Annotated in this window: 7 protein-coding genes and 1 pseudogene; 7 read left to right on the forward strand and 1 reads right to left on the reverse strand. The window is 72.0% G+C overall.

All coding sequences use genetic code 11. From position 1 onward, the window contains the following. The 5 genes and pseudogenes from HMPREF3105_RS03025 to HMPREF3105_RS03045 form a co-directional block, all read left to right on the forward strand. Nucleotides 1–518 (forward strand): annotated as a pseudogene (locus tag HMPREF3105_RS03025) (SAM-dependent methyltransferase); the annotation flags it as partial. A 170-nt stretch (nt 519–688) separates the two neighbouring features. Beyond that, the gene (locus tag HMPREF3105_RS03030; protein ID WP_070708752.1) at nt 689–1753 is read left to right on the forward strand and encodes a siderophore ABC transporter substrate-binding protein; all 1065 of its coding nucleotides are present in this window, start codon (nt 689–691) and stop codon (nt 1751–1753) included. Continuing rightward, entirely contained in the window at nt 1750–2808 is a 1059-nt protein-coding gene (locus HMPREF3105_RS03035; RefSeq protein WP_083325282.1) for an ABC transporter permease, read from the forward strand. The genes HMPREF3105_RS03030 and HMPREF3105_RS03035 overlap by 4 nt, the downstream gene beginning before the upstream one ends. Next, on the forward strand, nt 2801–3889 hold the full coding sequence (locus HMPREF3105_RS03040; RefSeq protein WP_070708753.1) for an iron chelate uptake ABC transporter family permease subunit: 1089 nt from the start codon (nt 2801–2803) through the stop codon (nt 3887–3889). The genes HMPREF3105_RS03035 and HMPREF3105_RS03040 overlap by 8 nt, the downstream gene beginning before the upstream one ends. Beyond that, nucleotides 3886–4641 carry an iron ABC transporter ATP-binding protein gene (locus HMPREF3105_RS03045; RefSeq protein ID WP_002857584.1) on the forward strand — a complete coding sequence of 252 codons (756 nt, stop codon included), beginning with the start codon at nt 3886–3888 and terminating at the stop codon, nt 4639–4641. Before HMPREF3105_RS03040 ends, HMPREF3105_RS03045 begins: the two co-directional genes overlap by 4 nt. A 205-nt stretch (nt 4642–4846) precedes the next feature. Here HMPREF3105_RS03045 and HMPREF3105_RS03050 read toward each other — a convergent pair whose 3' ends face one another. Next, nucleotides 4847–5824: a hypothetical protein gene (locus HMPREF3105_RS03050; protein WP_070708754.1), complete on the reverse strand. Its 978-nt coding sequence runs from the start codon at nt 5822–5824 to the stop codon at nt 4847–4849. Nucleotides 5825–6460: 636 nt separating this feature from the next. On the opposite strand from HMPREF3105_RS03050, the gene groES reads away from it, so the two are divergent. Beyond that, complete coding sequence (groES, locus tag HMPREF3105_RS03055; protein ID WP_002857590.1) at nt 6461–6757, forward strand: co-chaperone GroES; 297 nt, start codon at nt 6461–6463, stop codon at nt 6755–6757. A gap of 108 nt (nt 6758–6865) precedes the next feature. Then, a partial coding sequence (locus HMPREF3105_RS03060) for a TCP-1/cpn60 chaperonin family protein (RefSeq protein ID WP_305791320.1) occupies nt 6866–7147 on the forward strand: 282 nt, incomplete at its 3' end.

Below are 7147 nucleotides of genomic sequence, written 5' to 3' on the forward strand. Positions count from 1 at the left end.
CGGCGCGCGTCATGACCGTCCGGGGCGGGGAGACGACGACGGCGCAGCTCGTCTCCGGCGCGGACTTCGGCGACTCGCCCGAGGTCGAGGCCGTGGGGGAGGAGGGCATGGCGGGGCTCGTCGGCGCGGTCCTGCACGAGCCGGACGGCGCCGTCATCCGGGCCGGACTCGTGACGGACCTGGCCGCGTCCTGGCCCGTGCCGACGCGGCAGCTGGACCCCCACCTGGCCTACCTCGTCGCGCCCGAGCCCGTGCGGGACGGCCTGGCCCGCGCCCATCGGATCGAGGCGGTGCACGGCTTCCACCTGGCCTCCCTGCGGCGCTGGGCGAAGGAGACCGGGGTGGGTCGGCTGGACGTGAAGAAGCGGGGCATCCGCGAGACGCCCGAGGAGGTGCGTCGCGCCGTCCTCGGCGGGGCGAAGCCGGGCCGGCGTGGCGGGGCCGGACGGCACGCCACCCTCGTGCTGGCGCGCGTGGGTCGGGCGCGGTTCGCCCTCGAGGTGACGCCGTTGGACTGACGGGGCTCGAGGCCGCGGGCCCCGGGCGGCGGGACCCGTCGAACTCCCGTTGGGGGATTACGGCACCCTCGTGTACGGTATTCGACTGAGGCAAGGCTCACCTCCACGGGAGCGCGCCCACCACCCCGACTGCTCATCCCGGGGCAGCCCCGCCGCCCAGAAGGAGAACCATGCCGCGTTCCGTCAGCGCCCCCCGCCTCGCCCGTCTCGCCCTGACCTCGGTGGCGGCCCTCGCCCTCGTCGGCTGCTCCGCCGGCGGCGCGGCCACGGGCTCGTCCTCCGCGAGCGCCTCCGGCGAGTCCTCGGCCTCCGCGAGCGCCGCCGGCGGCTCCTCGGCCGCCTCGGGCGGCATCGCGGCCGGGGTCACCGTCACCGACATGTCCGGCGCCGAGGTCACCCTGCCGGAGGAGGTCGACTCCGTCATCGCCACGGACAACCGCACCTTCCGCACGCTGGACGACTGGGGCGTCGAGCTGTCGGCCGCGCCGAAGCAGATCATGTACAAGGGCGAGGGCGGGCCCTCCTACCTCCAGGACGACTCGGTCGCCGACATCGGCAACCACCGGGAGCCCGACATGGAGCTGTTCGTCACCGCCGAGCCGGACGTCGTCTTCAACGGCCAGCGGTTCAACGAGCGCAAGGCCGAGATCGACGAGCTGACCGGTGACGCCGCCGTCGTGGACACGAACTTCGACGTCACGCAGACCCCCATGGACGAGGGCCTGAAGAAGCTGACCACCCTGCTGGGCGAGGCCACCGGCCACGAGGCCGATGCCGAGAAGCTGATCGCCGACTTCGACGCCGCCACGCAGCGCGCCAAGGACGCCTACGACCCCGAGCAGACCGTCATGGGCCTCATCGCCTCGGGCGGCGAGCTGTCGTACGTCGCGCCCAGCACCGGTCGCGCCATCGGCCCGTTCTTCGACATGCTGGAGCTGACCCCGGCCCTCGAGCAGGCGGGCACCGACAACCACCAGGGCGACGACATCTCCGTCGAGGCCATCGCGAAGTCGAACCCGGACTGGCTGATCGTCATGGACCGCGACGCCGCCATCGGCGAGGAGAACGCCACCGCCGCCGAGCTGATCGAGCGCTCCGAGGCCCTCCAGGACGTGACCGCGGTGAAGGAGGGCAACATCGTCTACCTGCCCGCCGACTTCTACGTCGCCGAGGACATCCAGAACCACACCACCGTCATGGAGGACCTCGCGAAGGCCTTCGAAGGCGCGCAGTGACTCTCGACGTGCGTCACCACGTCGCCGACGCCCCGCCCCGGCTCGAGGAGCCGGGGCGGGGCGACCGCGTGTGCTGGGTCCCGCCCGCCGTCCTGCGGCCCGAGCGCACCCGCTGGCAGCGCACCTGGCCGCTGCTGGTCGGCGTCGTGGTGACCGCGGCCGTCGTCGTCGTCTCACTGTTCGTGGGCGTGTACGACGTCGGCGCGGAGGGCGGACGCGAGATGTTCGCCATCACGCGCGTGCCGCGCACGGTCGCCCTCGTGCTGGCCGGCGCCTCGATGGCGATGTGCGGGCTGATCATGCAGCTCATGACGCAGAACCGCTTCGTGGAGCCCAGCACCACGGGCACCACCGAGTGGGCCGGTCTCGGCCTGCTGGTGACCATGGTGCTCGTGCCGGGCGCGGGCCTGGTGACCCGGATGGTCGGGGCCATCCTCTTCGCCTTCGTCGGCACCCTCGTGTTCTTCCTCTTCCTGCGGCGGGTGCGCCTGCAGTCCTCCCTCATCGTGCCGATCGTGGGCATCATGCTCGGCGCCGTCGTGGGCGCCGCGTCGACGTTCCTCGCCCTCCAGACGGACATGCTGCAGCAGGTGGGCGCGTGGTTCGCGGGCTCGTTCACCTCCGTGGTCCGCGGCCGGTATGAGCTGCTCTTCCTCGTGCTGATCGTGTGCGTGGCGGTCTTCGTCATCGCGGACCGCTTCACCGTGGCCGGCCTCGGCAAGGACGTCGCCACGAACGTCGGCCTCAACTACGACGCCGTGATCCTCACCGGCGTGGCCATGGTGGCCGTGGCCACCGGCGTGGTCACCGTGGTGATCGGGGCCCTCCCGTTCCTGGGGCTCGTGGTCCCCAACCTCGTGTCCATGGTGCGCGGCGACAACCTGCGGACGAACCTGCCCTGGGTGGTCATGGTCGGCGTGTGGATCGTGATCGTCTGCGACCTGATCGGGCGCACCGTGATCGCCCCGTTCGAGGTGCCCATCTCGCTGATCCTGGGCCTCGTGGGCGCGATCGTGTTCCTCGCCCTGCTGCTGAGGCAGGCCAAGCATGGCTGAGCCGCTCGCGACCGCCCCGGGTCGCATCCCCGCCCCGCCCGGTGGCGCCACCGCGGCCGGGCCCGTCGAGGCTGACGCCCCGCGCCGGTCCGGCGCGTTCGTCACCGCCGCCGACCGCCGGAGGTATGCGGTCGTCGTCGCCGTGCTGGCCGCCGTCGCCGTGCTCTCCACCGCCGGGGTCCTGCTGTGGGGCAACGAGGCCGAACCCGGTTCGCGCGCGTTCTGGATGATCGCGCGGATGCGCGTGGAGTCCCTGGGCGTGATCGGCATCGTGGCGCTGTGCCACTCCTTCGCGACCGTCAGCTTCCACACGGTGACGGGCAACCGCATCATCACGCCCTCGATCATGGGGTTCGAGGCGCTCTACACCGCCGTGTCGACCGTCGCCGTGTACGTGCTGGGGGCCGCGGGCGTCGCGGTGCTGACCGGGGTGGGGCCGTTCCTCGCCCAGGCCGCGCTCATGGTGGCGCTGGCGACGGCCCTGTACTCGTGGCTGCTCTCCCGGCCCTACGGCAGCGTCCATCTGATGCTGCTCGTGGGCGTGGTGCTGGGCGGCGGGCTGGCCGCGCTGAGCACGTTCATGCAGCGACTGCTGGACCCGAACTCGTTCGACCTGCTGAGCGCGCGGCTCTTCGGCAACATCTCCAACGCCCGGACCGAGTACGTGGCGATCGCCGCGCCCATCGCCGTCGTCGTGTGCGCGCTGCTGTGGCTGCGCTCCCGCCGCCTGAACACGGTGGCGCTCGGCGCCGACGCCGCGACCAACCTGGGCCTGCACCACCGGCGCGAGCTCATGGTGACGCTGCTGCTGGTCTCCGTGCTGATGGCCATGACCACCGCGCTCGTGGGTCCGATGACGTTCCTCGGCTTCCTCGTGGCCACGCTGGCGTACAGCCTGGTCGACACCCACGACCACCGGTTCATCCTCCCGGTGGCGGCGTTGGCCGGGTACGCGGTGCTCACGAGCGCCTACTTCGTGCTGCGGCACGTGTTCTACGCGGGGGGTGCGGTCACGGTGGTCATCGAGCTGATCGGCGGCATCACCTTCCTGGTCGTCGTGATGAGAAAGGGACGTCTGTGATCGAGCTGCGCGGCGTGGTGAAGCGCCACAGCGACGAGGTGTGCATCGGACCCGTGGACCTGGACATCCAGGCCGGGGGAGTGACCGCGCTCGTGGGGCCCAACGGGGCGGGCAAGTCCACGCTGCTGACGATGATCGGCCGGCTGCAGGACGCCGACGCCGGGACGATCGCCGTGGGCGGGCACGACATCACCACGACGCCGTCCCGGAAGATCGCGCAGACCCTGTCCATCCTGCGGCAGGAGAACCACTTCGTGACGCGGCTGACCGTGCGACAGCTCGTGGGGTTCGGGCGCTACCCGTACACGCGCGGCCGGCTGACCCTGGAGGACGAGCGGCACGTGTCCGACGCGATCGACTTCCTCAACCTCGGCCCGTTCGAGAACCGGTACCTCGACCAGCTCTCGGGCGGCCAGCGGCAGCGCGCGTACGTGGCGATGGTGCTGGCGCAGAACACCGAGTACGTGCTGCTGGACGAGCCGCTGAACAACCTGGACATGCAGCACTCGGTGCAGATGATGCAGCAGCTGCGTCGGGCCGCCGACGAGCTGGGCCGGACCGTGGTGATCGTGCTGCACGACATCAACTTCGCCGCCCACTACGCCGACCGGATCGTGGCCATGGGCGACGGCCAGGTGGTGGAGACCGGCACCCCGGCCGAGATCCTGCGCCCTGAGGTGCTGGAGCGGATCTTCAAGACCCCCTGCAGCGTGGTGGACGGACCGCACGGGCCGCTGGCCGTGTACTACTGAGCGGGGCGACGGTGAGGCCGGCCCGGGTCGGTCCGGGCGGGGGTCGGGTGCCCGGCCGGTGCGAGCGTTCCGTGGGCAGAACCCGCCGGGTCTCGCCTTCCGGGGGCAGAACCCGCGTGTTTCCAGGTTCCGTGGGCAGAAGCACCCTCGCTTCTGCCCACGGAACCCCTGCGCATGGACGGCAGGGCCATACGCGACGACGACGTCAGGCATCCCAGCCGTTCGAGACCTGTGCCCGTCGTCTGAGGACGGCCTCGATCACCCGCGCATATCCCTCGCCGACGTCCCGGCCCGTGACGTGCAGGGTCATCTGCCCACGCTCCGCGTAGTACTGGTCTCGCCGGGCGTCCCGGGCGTGTTGCTCGGCACTCCGGTGCACCTCGCCGTCGTACTGGAGGACGAGCCGGCAGTCCTCGAACCACAGATCGGCCTCGGGGGCGTCCCGCCGCCCGGGGTCGAACACGTGCTGCAGCGTCGGCTCGCCCAGCCCCGCCTCGACGAGCGCCAGCCTCAGCCGGGTCTCCTGCGGCGAGTCGGCACCCACCCGTACGCGCTCGAGCGCCGCCGTCGCCCGCGGTCTTCCGACGAACCGCCCGAGCGGCCGCATCGCCTCGTGCAGCGCGGTGACCGTGGTGATGGGAGGCCGCCGGCCGCGCGGGGACCAGGGGTGACGGACCAGGTGGTCACCCGCCGACACGAGGGATGCCTCGTCCCAGGGGTGGCCGATCGAGCACAGATCGAGCCAGGTCCGTTCCGGCGTCGTCACCCGTAGCCCGAGCACGGAGGTGACGTGGCCGGCGGGCAGGGGTCTGCGGTGCTCCATGACGCCGGGGATCCGCGCCCGTGCGGTGCCGCGGTGCAACGTGATCTCGACGGCGGCGCGTCGCGTGGCCCCGCCCGGGGGAAGCGGGAGGCCGTGGAGGTGCGCCGCCGTCTCGTGGGAGAGAACGGCGTCGGGACGGGACCGCAGGAGGGCGGTCAGCAGGTCGAGGCCGACCCCGTGGTGCGGCGGCGGGAGCCCAGCCGACTCCCAGGTGCGCAGCGGCATGTCACGGCGACGGTGGATGCCGCGGGCGAGGCGGAGGACGTCGGACCGCCGCACCCGGCTGGGCGGCAGACCGCGTTCGAGCACGTCGCGGGTGGTGAAGACGGGGACGAGGGGGAGATCGGGGGCGAAGGACATGGGTCGACCTTGACGCGGTCGGCCTGACGACGGCCGGGCGGGCCGCGTGTCTGTGCACACCAGCGCAGGGTGGGCCGGCTGTGCAGGACTCGGCGGCGGCCGGTTGTCCCGCCGGGACGACGTCGTCATGGCTCGGTGGGCAGAACTGCGAGGAGTTCCGCCCACGCAGCATCCGTGGGCAGAAGAGAGGGCGCTTCTGCCCACGGAGATCGAAAACCTGCGGATGCTGCCCACGCGACGGGCGGGGGTGCGGTTTCTGCCCACGGAGGGTGGCGAGGGGGGAGGGTGGGGAGTGGGGGAGGGACAGGTTGCGGGCCGCAGTCGTGACCACTCCGTATGCTCCCGGGCCCGGAACCCGCCCCGCCCGCCGCCCCACGGCATCCCACCGCACCGCGCCCCACGCCTCCGCCCACGGCGGACGGCGGAGACACGGCTGGCACTCATGTTGAAGGAGTGCCAGAACCCGGAGTAGAGTCAGGACTGGCACTCGGGGGTACCGGGTGCCAATGCCCGAGGTGGACCGTCCGGCACCGCGACGACGGAGGGTCTGACGCCCGTGGCGCACCCGCAGACCACAGCATCAGCGGACCGGCGAGCCCGCCGGAGCCGCATGTCGACGAAGAAGGAGTGTGCAGCATGTCTGTCTCCATCAAGCCCCTCGAGGATCGCATCGTTGTCCGCCCCCTGGAGGCCGAGCAGACCACCGCGTCGGGCCTCGTGATCCCGGACACCGCCAAGGAGAAGCCGCAGGAGGGCCAGGTCGTGGCCGTGGGCCCGGGCCGGGTCGCCGAGAACGGCAACCGCGTGCCCGTCGACGTCGCCGAGGGTGACGTCGTGCTGTACTCCAAGTACGGCGGCACCGAGGTCAAGGTCGGCGGCGAGGAGTACCTGGTGCTCTCCGCCCGCGACGTGCTGGCCGTCGTCACCAAGTGACCCCGCCGCGACGGGCCCGGTGAGCGGCGCGCACCGCACCGGTGCGCGCGCCCCGGGCCCCTCGCGTCCCCGCACCCCCTGACTCCCTGAACGAAAGGAGCGTCCGTCATGGCCAAGCAGCTGGCTTTCAACGACGACGCACGCCGCGCCCTCCAGGCCGGCATCGACAAGCTCGCCGACACCGTCAAGGTCACCCTCGGCCCCAAGGGCCGCAATGTGGTGCTCGACAAGGCGTGGGGCGCCCCCACCATCACCAACGACGGCGTCACGATCGCCCGTGAGGTGGAGCTGGAGGACCCGTACGAGAACATGGGCGCCCAGCTCGCCAAGGAGGTCGCCACCAAGACCAACGACATCGCGGGCGACGGCACCACCACCGCCACCGTGCTG

It is taken from the genome of Micrococcus sp. HMSC31B01 (assembly GCF_001816085.1).
Classification (GTDB): Bacteria; Actinomycetota; Actinomycetes; order Actinomycetales; family Micrococcaceae; genus Micrococcus; species Micrococcus luteus.